Origin of the sequence: Rhizobium aouanii (genome assembly GCF_037002925.1) — a bacterium.
Taxonomy (GTDB): Bacteria; Pseudomonadota; Alphaproteobacteria; order Rhizobiales; family Rhizobiaceae; genus Rhizobium; species Rhizobium aouanii.
Map to the genome: position 1 here is coordinate 1 of NZ_JBAMYD010000064.1, position 704 is coordinate 704.

Genomic DNA, 704 nt, shown 5'->3' on the forward strand with positions numbered 1-704 from the left:
ACCTCAGGCTCAACCGGAACCCCAAAGGGCGTCATGGTCGAGCATCAAAGCCTGTTGAATTTCCTATATGCTTTTTCGGATATATTGAGGCTCACTGAGCAGGATGTATTCCTAGCTATCACATCCATCTCATTTGATATCGCGGGGCTGGAGCTCTATCTTCCCACGTGCACGGGCGCCACAGTCGTCCTAGCCAGCCGAAAGGATGCTACGGCTGCTACGACGTTGCATCATCTTCTAGACCATCACAAGATCTCTATGATGCAGGCCACTCCAGCAACGTGGCGCCTGCTGATGGATGCCGGCTGGCAAGGAACGCCGGGCTTAAGTGTGCTGTGTGGAGGTGAAGCGTTACCTGCAAATCAGGCGTCGCGGCTTAGTAGAGGGGTGGGGTCTCTAAGGAATCTCTACGGTCCGACCGAAACAACGATCTGGTCGTCCAGTTTTTTTGTTGACGCTAGGCCCGGTGTATCCCATCAAAACGTGCCGATCGGCCGTCCGATCGCGAACACGCGGATCTATCTGCTGGACGCTCATGGCCAGCCGGTTCCGTTCGGGGCGGTGGGTGAGCTCTATATCGGCGGGGCAGGGGTGGCGCGCGGCTACCTCAACCGTCCGGAGCTGACGGCGGAGCGGTTTCTGGCCGATCCGTTCAGCGGCGAGCCGGGCGCCCGGATGTACAAGACCGGCGATCTGGCCTGCTA

Annotated in this window: 1 protein-coding gene; it reads left to right on the plus strand. The window is 58.4% G+C overall.

Going from position 1 to position 704, the window contains the following annotated elements; translation table 11 throughout:
- Nucleotides 1–33: 33 nt before the first annotated feature.
- Nucleotides 34–704, plus strand: a 671-nt coding sequence (locus V8P77_RS34735) for an AMP-binding protein (protein WP_335916768.1), incomplete at its 3' end; no start/stop codon positions are given.